Below are 14,737 nucleotides of genomic sequence, written 5' to 3'. Positions count from 1 at the left end.
ATCATTATCAGATTTTTCGGGTGTTATTAAATAAGGATGAGTTAATGATTACCAATATTTATGGCGGATTGATTTTAAATTTTTGATAGATTATTTCTATCTTTGGTGCCTTCAATTCATGTGTCAAGAAAGATGACTTAGCATTACCATCTGCTCAAGAATAAATATCAGAACTTTATTCTAATTTTTATTTATTTTTATTTTATTATTGAATTTATATTCCACCTGGTAATTGTAAGGAAAAAAACGAGATAACTTATTATTGCGTAATTGTAGTCATTATTTGTTACAATTATATTTATAGCCTTAATATATATTATTAGAAAAATTCTTATTTTGATTTGTTTATAATCTAAAGTAATATATTTAAATGCATATTATTAAAAAAAAGTTTGAGTTTTTTATCTAAATGGTTATTGTATTTTTATAATTGCCTACGTGACTTTATATGGGATAACAAAAATAATATGTTATAGGTAGGTATAAAGAACCCGTGCTATTTGCACGGGCCTGTATAAGATTAATTGTAATTAATATAAACTATAGGATCATACCGCCAAATAAGAAGCCGAATGAAACAGCTAATGCGACAGCGATAGTGCCTGGAATAAAGAATGGGTGGTTAAAGACGAATCGGCCAATACGCGTTGTCCCTGTGTCATCCATCTGTACTGCTGCAACCAGTGTTGGGTAGGTAGGCAGAATAAATAGGCCAGAAACCGCAGAGAATGATGCGATAGCAGTTAATGGGCTAACATTCAGCGCTAATGCCATTGGCATCAGAGCTTTCGCTGTTGCGGCTTGTGAGTATAGTAAAGCGGAGCAGAAGAAGAATATAACTGCTAACATCCAAGAATGTTCATGAATTAAATCCCCCGCAGTTTCTTTGATCCAGTCAATGTTGTGCTGTACGAAAGTATCACCTAACCAAGCCACACCTAAAATACAAATACATGCGCTCATACCTGCTTTAAAGGTACTTGAGTTCAAGATAGCATCAGTATTTACACGGCAGAAAATAGTGATTAATGTCGCCACAGTCAGCATGATAATCAAAATTGCATTTGTGGTGTTCATTAATGGTGTTTCAACAATCCCTAAGCTTGGGCTGTTAATGATGGCATAGCAGACAACGCCAACAACCCCAAGCAAGAACAGCAGTACAGAAGACTTAGCTCCCGCTTTGATTTCTTTAACTTGGCTACCACGCAGTTCAACTAAACCTTCAGCTAAACGTTTTTGGTAGATAGGGTCATCAGATAATTTAGAGTTAAACGTCCAAGAGATGATGAATGACATCAAAATGATAGCAAGGAATGTCGCAGGTAATAGAACACTTAGAAGCGAAATATAGCTGACTGTGTTACCTGCACCCACCATTGCTGGATTTTCCATGACGGATGCCATGTAAACCACTGCCGCAGAAATTGGTGATGCTGTAATACCTATCTGTGCTGCAACGACCGCAGTCGATAATGGACGACAAGGTTTCACTCCCTGTTCTTTAGCGACTTCTGCAATAACAGGCAGTGTTGCTAACGAGATATTACCTGTCCCTGCGAAAAGTGTCAGAAAGTAGGTAACAATAGGTGCAAGGATGGTGATGTACTTAGGATTACGACGCAGTAATTTTTCGGTTTGGGCAACTAAATAGTCCAGACCTCCAGCAATTTGCATTGCAGAGATAGCGGCAATAACAGCCATGATAATTGAGATAACGTCAAATGGAATGGTTCCTGGTTTTACGCCAATAGCTGCGAGTACCAGTACACCAAGGCCACCGGCAAAGCCGATACCTATCCCACCTAAACGGGCCCCCAAAAAGATGGCCAGCAGAACAATAATAAATTCTACGGCTAACATAGTGTTTACTCCTCGACAAAATGAAAATTAAAATTATGAAACTGTTATGTTAATTATTTGTGTGTGTATTAATCAAAAAAGGCACGCTTTCTGTTGAGAGGCGTGCCTTTATTTTTAAGTATTATTTATGATAAACATAAATTTTTAGTCATCAAAGCGTTTTGCTTTATAAGCTGGGTGTTTTAAGTTCTCAACAGAGAAAATATCATCCAGTTCTGCTTCAGTCAGTAAACCGCGTTCTAAAACAACTTCGCGTACGCTCTTACCGGTTTCAGCACAGATTTTACCCACGATATCACCATTATGGTGACCAATGAATGGGTTCAGATAAGTGACGATACCGATGGAGTTAAATACAAATGCTTCACAGATTTCTTTGTTCACAGTAATGCCGCTAATGCATTTTTCTTGCAGGTTACGACATGCGTTGCTCATCAGAGAGATAGACTCGAACATCGCTTGGCCAATCGCTGGTTCCATTACATTTAATTGTAATTGACCTGCTTCAGCAGCCATCGTTACACAGATATCATTACCAATAACTTTGAAACATGCTTGGTTGACGACTTCAGGAATAACAGGGTTAACTTTTGCTGGCATGATAGACGAACCAGCTTGTAACTCAGGTAAGTTGATTTCTTTAAGGCCAGCACGAGGACCTGAAGATAGCAGACGTAAGTCGTTACAAATTTTAGACAGTTTCATCGCTAGACGTTTTAAGCCTGCATGAACAGTGATGTAAGCACCACAGTCAGAGGTTGCTTCGATTAAGTCTTCTGCTGGAACGCATGGTAAACCAGTTACTTCTGCTAATTTTTTAACTGCAAGTTCTGAGTAACCAGGAGCAGTATTCAGGCCTGTACCAATAGCAGTTGCGCCCAAGTTAACTTCGAGCAGTAATTCAATGCTGCGTTTTAAGTTTTTCTCTTCTTCTTTTAAGAGAGTAGCGAAAGCATGGAATTCTTGGCCGACAGTCATTGGAACGGCATCCTGCAGCTGGGTACGACCCATTTTCAGAATGTCTTTGTATTCTTCAGCTTTAGCTTCAAAGCCTTTTTTCAGGTATTCAACAGACTCAATTAACTTCAATATAGAATTATACACTGCGATACGGAACCCTGTAGGGTATGCATCGTTAGTGGATTGACTTTTGTTCAGGTGGTCATTTGGATTTAAGAATTCATACTCACCTTTTTTATGACCCATCAGTTCAAGACCGATGTTTGCTAGAACCTCGTTGGTATTCATGTTCAGTGATGTGCCCGCACCACCTTGGAATACGTCAACCGGGAATTGGTCCATGCATTTGCCTTCATTTAGAACAACGTCACACGCTTTGATGATGGTATCCGCGATATTACGTGGAATAGTGTGCTGTTCTTTGTTGGCTAAAGCCGCCGCTTTTTTAACCATAACCATGCCACGAATAAATTCTGGGACATCGTTAATGGTGCGGTCGCTGATATAAAAGTTTTCAATCGCACGCAGAGTATGAACACCATAATAGGCATCAGCTGGAACTTCTTTTTTACCTAACAGGTCTTCTTCGATACGAGTATTGTTTGACATGAGAACCTTCTTAATTAGATTACAGTTACTGTCCGTTTATGCGCTTTAAAAATCGATACTTCGTAAAACAAAATTCACAGGTGATTAATATTGCAAAGTAAAACTTTACAAGCAATTAACACCGTCTACTACGTTGTCAGCATTATGATCTACTGATTTATGGGTAGATGATATGCTTTTAATCATCTATTGCCTTGAACCTAGATCACTATATAGTTTGATTTATGCAACAGATTTCACGTTGTGTGATATTCATCACAGATAAGTACCATTAATGAAAAAAATCCGTGAGTTGAAAAGCGTTATATCTGCCCCAATTATTATGGCTATACTAAAGAAAAAAGCGAATATTGATAGTTGTCTCTTAGATGCAGTTCACAAAGGTTTCCCTAGGGGCGTAAAATAATCGATAGCTTATTGAAATAAAGGAGAACTTGTGCGCTGGTTACCACTCATTCTGATATGTATTCTCGTTTACATTGAATCCGTCATTTTTGTGCGGGTTGCATCTGAAGTTGGTGTTTTAATGACGTTAATTTTAGTCGTTTTGACATCCTGCTTAGGTGTGTCACTTGTGAAAAATCAAGGTATGAAAAATGTACTGCAAATCCAACAAAAGTTAGCATCAGGTGAAAGCCCTGCAGCTGAAATGATCAAGAGCGTTGCATTGGTCTTAGCGGGTTTCTTGTTGATTGTGCCTGGGTTCTTTACGGATTTTATTGGTTTACTGTTATTACTACCGCCAATTCAAAAGCTTATTGTAATGCGCTTAATTCCTCATATTCGTTTCTACCAACCAGGTGCTGGTTTTAACCAAACGGGAAATGGCGGCTTTCAACGTGGCGATACTTTTGAGGGGGAATTCCAACGTAAGCAAGACGATCCTTCTTTTACAATCGATAATTCAGATAAAACAGATTCGTCAGATAAAGACGATCGCCCTAAACCATAAAACCATCCTATTTATGGGGAGATAAAAATGAAAAATTTTTTATCTCCCCCCTTGAAGTCCCTCTTCTTCGCCCCAATCTGCTCAAACATGGTACTAGTTTATTTAAGACATGCTGGTATCGTCCTTTTACCTAGTATGGACTTTATTTATAGGAGAACTATTAATGAAAATTCGTCCATTGCATGACCGTGTTATCGTTAAACGTAAAGAAGTTGAATCAAAATCTGCAGGCGGGATCGTTCTGACGGGTACTGCTGCAAGCAAATCAACTCGTGGTGAAGTTCTTGCAGTTGGCAACGGCCGCATCCTCGAAAATGGTGAAATCAAAGCACTGGATGTGAAAGTTGGCGATATCGTAATCTTTAACGATGGTTATGGCGTGAAAGCTGAAAAAATCGACAATGAAGAAGTCCTGATTATGTCCGAAAGTGACATTCTGGCAATTGTTGAAGCGTAATTTTCACTTAAAACTTCTCAACGAACGAAAAGAATTTGAAGGAAAGAGATAATGGCAGCTAAAGACGTTAAATTTGGTAGTGATGCACGTACGAAAATGCTTCGTGGTGTGAATGTTCTGGCAGACGCAGTAAAAGTGACTTTAGGTCCTAAAGGCCGTAACGTAGTTTTAGATAAATCTTTTGGCTCACCAGTTATCACCAAAGATGGTGTTTCAGTTGCACGTGAAATCGAATTAGAAGACAAATTCGAAAACATGGGCGCACAAATGGTGAAAGAAGTTGCTTCTAAAGCTAACGACGCTGCAGGTGACGGTACCACAACGGCAACTGTACTTGCTCAAGCTATCATTACTGAAGGCTTAAAAGCGGTTGCTGCGGGTATGAACCCAATGGACCTGAAACGCGGTATCGACAAAGCAGTTCTTGCTGCTGTTGAAGAACTGAAAGCACTGTCTGTTCCTTGTTCAGACACTAAATCAATCGCACAGGTTGGTACGATTTCTGCAAACTCCGACGAAACCGTGGGTAAATTAATTGCGGAAGCGATGGATAAAGTCGGTAAAGAAGGCGTTATCACGGTTGAAGAAGGTACTGGTCTGGAAGACGAGCTGGATGTGGTTGAAGGTATGCAATTTGACCGCGGTTACTTGTCTCCTTACTTCATCAACAAACCAGAAACAGGTGCTGTTGAGTTAGAAAACCCATTCATCCTGTTAGTTGACAAAAAAGTTTCTAACATCCGTGAATTACTGCCAGTATTAGAAGGCGTTGCTAAGGCAAGCAAACCACTGTTAATCATCGCTGAAGATGTTGAAGGTGAAGCACTGGCAACTCTGGTTGTTAACACCATGCGTGGTATTGTTAAAGTTGCAGCGGTTAAAGCACCCGGCTTCGGTGACCGTCGTAAAGCAATGCTACAAGATATCGCAATTCTGACCAATGGTACTGTTATCTCTGAAGAGATCGGTATGGAGTTAGAAAAAGCGACATTAGAAGATTTAGGTCAAGCAAAGCGTATCGTTATCAACAAAGACACAACCACTATCATTGATGGTGTGGGTGAAGAGTCTGCGATTGCAAACCGTGTTACTCAAATTCGTCAACAAATCGAAGAATCTTCTTCAGATTACGACCGTGAAAAACTGCAAGAGCGCGTTGCTAAATTAGCAGGCGGTGTCGCAGTAATTAAAGTGGGCGCAGCAACTGAAGTTGAAATGAAAGAAAAACGTGCTCGTGTTGACGATGCTCTGCATGCAACTCGTGCCGCTGTCGAAGAAGGTGTTGTTGCTGGTGGTGGTACTGCACTGGTTCGCGTTGCAGCGAAACTGGAAGCACTGACTGGTGAAAACGAAGAACAAAACGTAGGTATTCGTGTTGCTCTGCGTGCGATGGAAGCGCCAATGCGTCAAATCGTTACTAACGCAGGTGAAGAAGCCTCTGTTGTTGTTAACAACGTGAAAGCAGCAAAAGGTAACGAAGGTTACAACGCGGCGACTGACACTTATGGCGATATGATCGACATGGGTATCTTAGACCCAACTAAAGTAACGCGTTCTGCTCTGCAATTCGCAGCGTCTATCGCAGGTCTGATGATCACAACTGAAGCGATGATCACTGATCTGCCAAAATCAGATGCACCTGACTTAGGTGCTGCTGGTATGGGCGGCATGGGTGGAATGGGCGGTATGATGTAAGCCAGTTGGCGACATCAAGCTCAAGTAGTTACTAACTAGGTTAGGGCTACCCACCATAAGACCGGCATCGTTATATTTCTAGCGGTGCCGGTTTTTTTATTGATTTTTAATTAATAAATAACCATTAATTATTGATGAAGGTAATATATCAAAACAAGATACAATTAATGCGTTATATGATTTATTTTTGCGTCAATGTTGCTTCGCAGGTTATATTTAACGTAAGGTAAGTGGTTTGAATTAGCAAAGAATAGAGCAGGTTCTTGATTAATTTGTGGTAGACTCTATTCGGCTGGTGATGTGCGGCAATTATGACGCTGTATGTTAATCACCTCCTAGATATTTCAATTAGTAGGCTATTGGAACTAAAGAGATTTTCAAACCAGCTGCAAAAACACAATGAAAAATGAGGGAAAACATGCGAATTAAAGTCTTGCTTGGTGCTGCTGCATTATTGCTTTTAGCAGGTTGTTCAACAACAACTAATTTGACTGCGGCAGGCTCACAAGTTCGTTTTGTTGAGAATCAACCTGGAAGTGATTGCCAACTTCTCGGTCAGGTTGCAGGGACTCAAAGCAACTGGTTGAGTGGTGTCAACAATGAATCTAGCTCAATGCGCAGCGCAGCAAATGATTTACGTAATAAAGCAGCGGCGATGGGCGGTAACGTGATTTTTGGTGCATCAAGTCCAAGTGAAACCGTGTTATCTAGCTTCATTCCATTAGATAGCAAAATGGTTGGCCAAGTTTATAAGTGCCCCTAAAATGAATTCATAGCGCCCAAATAATTGTTTGGGCGTTTTGCTTTCTAGTTCTGTCTTAAGTTAAGGTCAAGCAGTGTTTTACTTGGCTCTCCCCCTATTTCCCGAGCGAGCTTAGGTACAAGGTACCCAGAGACCTTACTCAGTAATTGCTGTATCAATTGTCTAGCTTCGGTATCACTCACTAAAAAGTGCGCAGCGCCTTGAACTTTATCTAATACATGTAAGTAATAAGGTAAAATACCTGCATCAAATAAGGCATTACTTAAATTCATCAGAGCCGTCACGTTGTCATTAACTTGGCGCAGTAATACGCTTTGGTTTAATAATGTCACACCTGATAGTTTTAGTTTTTGTATTGCCTTGGTGAATGGCTCGTCAATTTCGTTAGCATGATTAACGTGTGTAACCATAATGACCTGTAACCTAGAGCTAGCAAGACGTTTACAGAGCGTATCTGTAATGCGTTCTGGTATCACCACAGGCAAACGAGTATGAATTCTAAGGCGTTTTATATGAGGAATCGCCTCTAATTGGCTGATGAGCCAATCAAGTTCATGGTCTTTTGCCATCAACGGATCACCACCTGAGAAGATGATTTCATTGAGTTCGGTGTGGTTTTTTATATAATCCACAGCCATCAACCAGTTATTTTTATTTCCTTTGTTGTCTTCGTAAGGAAAATGCCGGCGAAAACAGTAGCGACAGTTGACTGCGCAGCCACCTTTTACCAGCAGTAATGCGCGGTTGTGGTATTTATGCAGTAAACTTGGAATTTCATTATCCTGCTCTTCTAGTGGGTCAGTAGAAAAACCTGGATGTATATCAAACTCTGCTTTTGCAGTTAATACCTGCAATAGCAGAGGGTCTAGTGGATCACCTTTTTTCATGCGGGAAATAAAGGGCACTGGAACGCGTAAAGGAAATAATTTACGTGCCTCACTGCCTTCTTTCGATAAAAGATGATTTTCTAGGTTAAGTATTTGCAGCAATTCATCTGGATTAGTGATTGCTTCAGCAAGTTGTTGTATCCAGACTTCTCTGGATGAGGTATTTTGAGTTACAATATCGACCATTTTTTGGCTATGCCATTTTTAGTTTATAAATTAGAGGATCACCATGGCTACTTATAGTACCAATGAATTCCGCTCAGGTCTTAAAATCATGTTAGATGGCGAGCCTTGTGTCGTTTTAGAAAGTGAATTCGTCAAACCGGGTAAAGGTCAAGCATTCGCACGTGTGCGTATCCGTAAACTGATTTCTAACAAACTGTTGGAAAAAACATTTAAGTCTACTGACTCTGTTGAAGGTGCAGATGTCATGGATATGAACTTAACTTACCTATACAACGACGGTGAGTTCTGGCATTTCATGAACAACGAAACTTTTGAACAGTTAGCAGCGGACGAAAAAACCGTTGGCGATAACGCGAAATGGTTAGTTGACCAAGCAGAATGTATTTTAACACTGTGGGACGGCCGTCCTATCGCGGTAACTCCACCTAACTTTGTTGAGTTAGAAATTACCGATACTGACCCAGGCCTGAAAGGGGATACCGCAGGTACAGGTGGTAAACCTGCAACACTGAGCACTGGCGCAGTGGTTAAGGTTCCTCTGTTTGTTCAGATCGGTGAAGTTATCCGTGTTGATACTCGTTCAGGTGAGTATGTTTCACGCGTAAAATAACGGTTGATCCTATACTGAATCGTTAAAAATAAAAAGCCGTGGTACTCGACCACGGCTTTTTTTGTCTATTTTAAGTGATTAACAGCACTTAAACCCACCTTTGCCACCGTAACGTGCGTCTTGACGCTCTTTGAAAAATTCTTCATAGGTCATAGGCGTTTGGTCAGGGTGTGTTCTTTGCATATGAGCGACATAGTTGTCGTAATCGGGAACGCCAACCATCATTTTTGCCGCTTGGCCTAGGTAGCGGGCCGCTTTTCCCAGTTCTCCAAACATAAATCCTCGTCATATTTTGTGTTGTAGCGGTGTTGGCTTCACTTGTTAACCCTAGTCACATACTGTTATGTATGCTCCTATTTTCTCCTTCATACTTCACGCTGTTGCTGCGTTGGCTTCATTCGCTAACCCTAGTCACATACTGGAGTATGCTCCTAGGGATTATCTTCTTTGCCGCCTTGCTCCAACGTGAATTATTTTGGAGAAAGAGTATATGTCCTAAACAGTGACAAGCTTTTCCGCGAAAATCAATGATGGCGGGTATTTGCCACGATTTCTTCATAGTTGGCTGGCATGGGTTCATATGGTACTTCATTCGCAGTTGGTTGGTCAGATTTTAATGCCTTCAACGCGGTGCGGATGGAGAATAGAGCCAGTAATACCACGACAATCATAAAGAAAATAGTTAACCCTGCATCTAAGCGGTTATTGAAAATTAACTGAGTTAATTGAGACTCTGTATATTGAACAGGAATATTGCCGCTATCAATCATCGCTTGGAATTTATTTGCTACAGCTAAGAAACCGACGCGGGCATCTTCACTGAAGGTTTTTTCCCAGCCTGCAGTCATCGTGCAGATTAACAGCCATGCTGTTGGTACTAAAGCGACCCATGCATATCTTTGGCGCTTCATTTTGAACAGTACCACAGCACACAGCATTAATGCCATACCTGCTAACATTTGGTTCGCGATACCAAACAATGGCCACAAGGTGTTAATACCACCAAGTGGGTCGACAACGCCTTGGTGGAGGAAATAACCCCAAGCTAGCACACACAGTGCAGTTGCTATCAAGTTGGCGGGTAGCGAATCCGTACGTTTCAAAGATGGAGACACCACTCCCAGTAAATCTTGTAGCATAAAACGTGCTGCTCGGGTTCCTGCATCCACCGCGGTTAAAATAAATAATGCTTCAAATAATATGGCAAAGTGGTACCAGAATGCCACATTCATCAAGCCGCCAAGCGCACCGTGAAGAATATACGCCATCCCAACTGCCAGTGTTGGCGCACCGCCTGCCCGTGAAATAATACTGGTTTCACCCACGTCATTCGCAATGCTGTTGAGCTGCTCAGGAGTGATTTGGAAGCCCCAACTACTGACAACTTGGGCCGCAGAGGCGACCACATCTTGCGTACCTGCGGGAGCTAACATCGCCATGGGACTATTCATGGCAAAATAAACACCCGGGTCAATCACACAAGCGGCAACCAATGCCATAATTGCTACGAAAGATTCCATTAACATGCCACCATAGCCAATAAAGCAAGCTTGGTTTTCATTAGCCAACATTTTTGGTGTGGTGCCTGATGAAATCAGTGCATGGAAGCCAGAAACGGCGCCACAAGCAATCGTAATAAATAAGAATGGAAACAAATCACCTGCCCAAACTGGGCCTGTACCATCAATATATTTCGTTAACGATGGCATCTGTAAGTTTGGATTGAGAATTAAAATACCAATTGCCAATCCAATGATAGTCCCGATTTTTAAAAAGGTTGATAGATAGTCGCGGGGAGCGAGTAATAGCCAAACTGGCAAAACGGCAGCAACAAAGCCATAACCGACTAACATCCAAGTGAGTTGAACACCTGTATAGTCAAAGTAAGGTGCCCAAGTTTCGCTTTCAGCAACCCAACCCCCTGAGATAATTGCAAATACAAGAAAAACTAGCCCAATAATAGAAACTTCACCAATGCGTCCTGGGCGGATATAACGGGTATAAATACCCATAAAAATCGCTAAAGGAATAGTAAAGGCAACCGTATAAGTTCCCCATGGGCTATGAGTGAGGGCTTTTACGACAATCATGGCAAGTACGGCTAAGATGATTACCATAATCATAAAACAAGCGATTAAAGCCAGCACCCCTGCGGTATTGCCCATTTCTTCTTTGACTAATTCACCCAGTGAGCGGCCATCTCGACGTGTTGAGACAAACAGCACCATAAAATCTTGTACGGCACCAGCTAGCACAACCCCAGCGAGTAGCCACAGCATACCGGGTAAATAGCCCATTTGCGCGGCAAGAACAGGGCCAACCAGTGGGCCGGCGCCTGCGATAGCGGCAAAATGGTGACCAAATAATACTTTTTTATCTGTTGGTACGTAATCTAAGCCATCATTATGACGAATTGCAGGCGTCATTCGAGTTGCATCGACTTGGAGTACTTTTTTAGCAATAAAAAGCCCGTAATAGCGGTATGCAATCAGATAAATACATACGGCAGCGACAACGATCCACAAGGCATTGATTTGTTCGCCACGATATAAAGCGATGTAGCCAAGTGAAAAAGCACCGAGCAGAGCGAGCACAATCCAAATAAATTGTTTACCCATAGCCATCCCCATCTGTTCAATGAATGATATTTGTTATTTATTTAAGTGAAACTGAGGAAGATATAGCCATAGTTAAGTTAAAGAAAAAGTAGCTAAAACGAGACACCTAATTGAAATTTGAGATAAATTTAATAATTGTTGTCAGTATCACTAATTTAGGATTATTTATTGGATTTTATCTGGTTTTGAGCTAGCGATTATTTGATGAATTGGTTTTTTATCTGGGTTTTTGATGTTTTTTAGTGATAATGTCTGTTACGATGTTTTTGTTGATACGAGAATGGTTAAAGAAAAGAAAATAATCGGAAGCTAAAAAACTCCCGACTATTAATTAGTTAACTAGGCTCGTCTTAATTGTTGGATTATTTTTTTACCAAAAAGCGTGGTAATTAGGCCAAACATGATCAAAACGAGGCCAGCAACTTGTACGCCATTTATATGCTCTCCAAGGAATAAAGCACTGCTGCTTAAACCAAAGACTGGAACCAACAATGAAAAAGGAGCAACACGCCAAGCTTCATAACGGCCGAGCAGGACTCCCCAAAGCCCATAGCCGACAAATGTTGATAAATAAGCTAAATAGATAATGACACCAAAGACTGACCAATTAAAGCCTGATAGCCCTTCAACAATGGCTTCTTCACCTTCTAAAACCCATGAACTAATCAAAAAGGGAATGATTGGGATCAGCGCGCTCCAACTGACCAATGATAGGGCACTGCATTTCTCAGCACCTTCCTGTTTCATTATGATTCTATTGGTAATGTTGCCGCAAGCCCATGATAAACCAGCAATTAAAGTAAATACTAACCCGAGTAATGGAATATCATCTAGCCCACCGACGGTGGCGCCATTGGCTAAAACCGTTAGCCCTGCAATCGCGATAAACATGCCAATAAAATGGGTTGGTTGTAATGATTCTTTTAAAATCATTGCGCCGAGCAATAAGGTAAAAAAGGCCTGAGATTGCAAGATAACAGAGGTAATCCCCGCTGGCATCCCCACTCTAATCGCACAAAATAAGAAGGCAAATTGACCAAAGCTGATGGTGAGCCCATAGAGAAGCAATAATTTGAACGGAATTTTGGGGCGCTTGAAAATAAAAATAGCAGGAAAGGCTACAAACATGAAACGTAATGCGCCTAATAATAACGGCGGAAGTGCGGTAACGCCGAGTTTAATGATAACGAAGTTAACCCCCCAAATTACGACTACACAAAGGGCGAGTAAGATGTCTCTGAGACTCATGCTATTTTCTCGATGAACTTGCCAGATTAGACATCTACTTTACATGTGTATAATTTTGAGTGCGATGGTTATGATGCTTAATAATAAAAAACGGTATAAAAAGGTTAAGTTTTATGGTTGATTTGCGCTTATTTGTTATTTTTCGTTGCTTGAGTCTGGGTCTGTGAATATTTATAATGTATTCATACATCATACGTATTCAGGACGGCCTGAATCAACGTCATTTAAATATGGGGACGACCCCGAGTAATTAACGGGAGCAAGCAATCATGGCTTGGATCGTCCTTTTATTTGCAGGTTTATTAGAAGTGGTATGGGCTGTAGGGCTAAAATATAGCCATGGCTTAACCCGTTTAACGCCGAGTATTATTACCATTATCGCCATTATTGCGAGTATGGGGCTATTAGCCTACGCCATGCGTGATTTACCGGTCGGCACGGCTTATGCCATTTGGACGGGGATTGGGGCTGTGGGCACAGCAATTGTTGGGATTATTTTCCTTGGTGAGTCAGCAAATATGTTCCGCTTGTTAAGCCTTGCTTTGATTATTACCGGGTTAATTGGTTTAAAAGTATCAAGTTAATTTTCAAATTAATTATTATTTAATTAAAAATGAATAATAAGCGGGAGACAGAGAAAGTTACCCGCTTTATCTTCTTGATATTTTATTGGCATAAAGAAAACTATTCTTATGTTATTTTTCGTTATAACGCGATGGCCAAATTTCAGATGGTGCAACACCCAAAAACTCGGCAATAATACGCTCTCCTTTAGGCCAACGTCTTGACAAGGCGTTATTTAATGTTGATGAGTTTAACCCTGCTGAACGTGATATTTGTGAAAGAGAAGAACCTTTTTTCTTTATCGCTGCAATAATATCAGCTGAATGCCAATCTTGTTTCATACGATCTCCAATAGTGAATATATAAATATAATTGAAATTATTTAAGTTAGCTGGAACTAAATTTAGATATCAAGATAAAAAAATAATTCTTAATTTTAAATCCCTTTAAATTTTGGTCTTTGAATATTTATTTTTATGTGCTAAAGATATGGGTTAAACGCTTTTATTATCTTTATTTTTATTTAAATAACTATAAGGTGATTTTTATGGATATAGAAAACAATAAGATGGAAAAAATAAGCACTAGAGTAAAGTTAGATCTTTGCAATTATTTTAATTGGAATGATATTGATATCCATTATACGATTATTAATGTTGATGAGGAAAAGATATACACATTATCTAGTAATTATGAGTGGCAGTTAATTTATTGGCATCATGATATGGATTTATCATTAAAAGAACGGTTATTCTCTGGGGTGCAATATTGGAGTAATTATTCAGATGCATACCAGAAAATATTAACAAAACTCGATAAAGGAAATAAAAAAATTGATATTTGTAATAGGTACAATAATTTATTTGAGATATTTTCACTCAATGGAAACCATAAAGTCTCATATGAGTACTTACTTTCATTATATCAATGGCGTTCAATAGTTTCTGATTATGCATATGAAAAATGGTCTGAAAATAAAACGGTGGCATTACCGTTACGCCAAAAAATTGAATTAGATGAACCTGTACCTATTATTTGTAGAAGTAAGGAAACCCCTAATTTTATACGTTTTGGTCAGTTATCATTTTCAAACAAAGAAGCATTAACCATCCGCTTGTTGCTTTCCCACCGAAATATCAAGGAAATTAGCCGTATTCAAGGCTGTTCGGAAGAGGTGGAATATATAAGAGTTAAAAACATCAAGAAAAAATTAAACTGTGAAATGGTCTCTCAAAAGGAATGCTTTTCGGTAATGGAAGGTCACGGCATTACATTAACAAGTTTAGAAAAATTAATGCCTATTAATTAATTTAACTATTGGTTTT

Annotated in this window: 14 protein-coding genes; 7 read left to right on the top strand and 7 right to left on the bottom strand. The window is 40.0% G+C overall.

What is annotated here, in order from left to right; genetic code table 11:
• Positions 1-540: 540 nt before the first annotated feature.
• A complete protein-coding gene (locus tag ACU696_RS19690) occupies positions 541-1,863 on the bottom strand; it encodes an anaerobic C4-dicarboxylate transporter (RefSeq protein WP_004258703.1) in 1,323 nt (440 codons plus the stop codon).
• Positions 1,864-2,007: 144 nt separating this feature from the next.
• Positions 2,008-3,432, bottom strand: a complete 1,425-nt coding sequence (gene aspA / locus ACU696_RS19685; protein WP_004908081.1) for an aspartate ammonia-lyase — start codon at positions 3,430-3,432, stop codon at positions 2,008-2,010.
• Positions 3,433-3,868: 436 nt separating this feature from the next.
• On the opposite strand from aspA, the gene ACU696_RS19680 reads away from it, so the two are divergent.
• The 4 genes from ACU696_RS19680 to ACU696_RS19665 all read left to right on the top strand — a co-directional run bounded on the left by ACU696_RS19680 (position 3,869) and on the right by ACU696_RS19665 (position 7,299).
• The gene (locus tag ACU696_RS19680) at positions 3,869-4,384 is read left to right on the top strand and encodes an FxsA family protein (RefSeq protein WP_004908083.1); all 516 of its coding nucleotides are present in this window, start codon (positions 3,869-3,871) and stop codon (positions 4,382-4,384) included.
• 163 nt (positions 4,385-4,547) lie between these two features.
• Positions 4,548-4,841, top strand: coding sequence for a co-chaperone GroES (locus ACU696_RS19675; protein WP_004908085.1), 294 nt, complete (start codon positions 4,548-4,550; stop codon positions 4,839-4,841).
• Positions 4,842-4,892: 51 nt separating this feature from the next.
• The gene (gene groL / locus ACU696_RS19670) at positions 4,893-6,536 is read left to right on the top strand and encodes a chaperonin GroEL (RefSeq protein WP_164529182.1); all 1,644 of its coding nucleotides are present in this window, start codon (positions 4,893-4,895) and stop codon (positions 6,534-6,536) included.
• Positions 6,537-6,954: 418 nt separating this feature from the next.
• The gene (locus ACU696_RS19665) at positions 6,955-7,299 is read left to right on the top strand and encodes a DUF4156 domain-containing protein (protein ID WP_004908089.1); all 345 of its coding nucleotides are present in this window, start codon (positions 6,955-6,957) and stop codon (positions 7,297-7,299) included.
• A gap of 44 nt (positions 7,300-7,343) precedes the next feature.
• Here ACU696_RS19665 and epmB read toward each other — a convergent pair whose 3' ends face one another.
• On the bottom strand, positions 7,344-8,372 hold the full coding sequence (gene epmB, locus ACU696_RS19660) for an EF-P beta-lysylation protein EpmB (RefSeq protein WP_004908091.1): 1,029 nt from the start codon (positions 8,370-8,372) through the stop codon (positions 7,344-7,346).
• Between the two features lie 43 nt (positions 8,373-8,415).
• Here epmB and efp point away from each other — a divergent pair, with 43 nt between their 5' ends.
• The gene (efp, locus tag ACU696_RS19655; RefSeq protein ID WP_004258667.1) at positions 8,416-8,982 is read left to right on the top strand and encodes an elongation factor P; all 567 of its coding nucleotides are present in this window, start codon (positions 8,416-8,418) and stop codon (positions 8,980-8,982) included.
• Positions 8,983-9,060: 78 nt separating this feature from the next.
• Here the strand turns inward: efp and ACU696_RS19650 are convergent, their stop codons facing one another.
• From ACU696_RS19650 to ACU696_RS19640, 3 genes are all read right to left on the bottom strand, one after another.
• Positions 9,061-9,258: a YbdD/YjiX family protein gene (locus ACU696_RS19650; protein WP_004908094.1), complete on the bottom strand. Its 198-nt coding sequence runs from the start codon at positions 9,256-9,258 to the stop codon at positions 9,061-9,063.
• Positions 9,259-9,506: 248 nt separating this feature from the next.
• A complete protein-coding gene (gene cstA / locus ACU696_RS19645; RefSeq protein ID WP_004908095.1) occupies positions 9,507-11,600 on the bottom strand; it encodes a pyruvate/proton symporter CstA in 2,094 nt (697 codons plus the stop codon).
• A 339-nt stretch (positions 11,601-11,939) separates the two neighbouring features.
• Positions 11,940-12,848 (bottom strand): EamA family transporter, encoded by a 909-nt coding sequence (locus ACU696_RS19640; RefSeq protein ID WP_123382249.1) that lies wholly within the window; start codon positions 12,846-12,848, stop codon positions 11,940-11,942.
• Positions 12,849-13,117: 269 nt separating this feature from the next.
• Between ACU696_RS19640 and sugE the strand changes: the two genes are divergently transcribed.
• Complete coding sequence (sugE, locus tag ACU696_RS19635) at positions 13,118-13,432, top strand: quaternary ammonium compound efflux SMR transporter SugE (RefSeq protein WP_123382250.1); 315 nt, start codon at positions 13,118-13,120, stop codon at positions 13,430-13,432.
• A 111-nt stretch (positions 13,433-13,543) separates the two neighbouring features.
• Here the strand turns inward: sugE and ACU696_RS19630 are convergent, their stop codons facing one another.
• A complete protein-coding gene (locus ACU696_RS19630) occupies positions 13,544-13,753 on the bottom strand; it encodes a helix-turn-helix domain-containing protein (protein WP_004908101.1) in 210 nt (69 codons plus the stop codon).
• A 206-nt stretch (positions 13,754-13,959) separates the two neighbouring features.
• On the opposite strand from ACU696_RS19630, the gene ACU696_RS19625 reads away from it, so the two are divergent.
• Positions 13,960-14,721 carry a hypothetical protein gene (locus ACU696_RS19625; RefSeq protein WP_109911642.1) on the top strand — a complete coding sequence of 254 codons (762 nt, stop codon included), beginning with the start codon at positions 13,960-13,962 and terminating at the stop codon, positions 14,719-14,721.
• Positions 14,722-14,737 lie beyond the last annotated feature (16 nt).

The organism is Providencia sp. PROV_01 (genome assembly GCF_053098325.1).
The sequence above is the reverse complement of the archived record's forward strand: the minus strand, read 5'-3'. Positions and strand labels throughout refer to the sequence as shown.